Below are 544 nucleotides of genomic sequence, written 5' to 3' on the forward strand. Positions count from 1 at the left end.
TGGGTATCACCTCGTAAAAACCATAACAATTCAACCACAACCGAGCGAAAATGTATTTTTTTGGTGGTTAAAATAGGGAACCCCTGGCGTAAATCAAAACGCATCTGATGCCCGAACACTGAACGGGTGCCGGTGCCGGTGCGGTCGAATTTTTGGCCGCCCTGAGTCAGGACCAGGTTTAATAAATCAAGATAGGTTTGCATGGCGGCTCAACGGTTAAAAAGCATCGGATCAAAAGATTGTCTATAATCAATGGCTCTAGTTCCAGTCGTACAGACGGCGTTTATAGGCGTACCACAGCATCCATAGACCGATTACCAGCATGGGAATAGTTAAAATTTGTCCCTTGGTCATCCAGCCCAACCAAATAAACCCTTGGTCGGCATCGGGCTGCCTAAAAAATTCGACAGTAAAACGCGCTAAACCATAGCCCAATAAAAACATCGCCGAGACTGCCATACGGGGACGCGGGCGGCTGGAAAACCACCATAACAGGATAAATAAGGCCAAACCTTCAAGGGCTGCTTCATATAATTGGGACGGA

1 protein-coding gene and 1 pseudogene are annotated in these 544 nt (G+C 47.1%); both read right to left on the reverse strand.

What is annotated here, in order from left to right; genetic code table 11:
• Positions 1-203, reverse strand: a pseudogene (locus QZ269_RS13325) (thymidylate synthase); the annotation flags it as partial.
• A 55-nt stretch (positions 204-258) separates the two neighbouring features.
• The coding region (locus tag QZ269_RS13330; RefSeq protein ID WP_291427176.1) for a prolipoprotein diacylglyceryl transferase family protein at positions 259-544 on the reverse strand (286 nt) is incomplete at its 5' end.

The sequence above is a fragment of the Deinococcus sp. genome, assembly GCF_018260405.1.
Lineage (GTDB): Bacteria > Deinococcota > Deinococci > Deinococcales > Deinococcaceae > Deinococcus.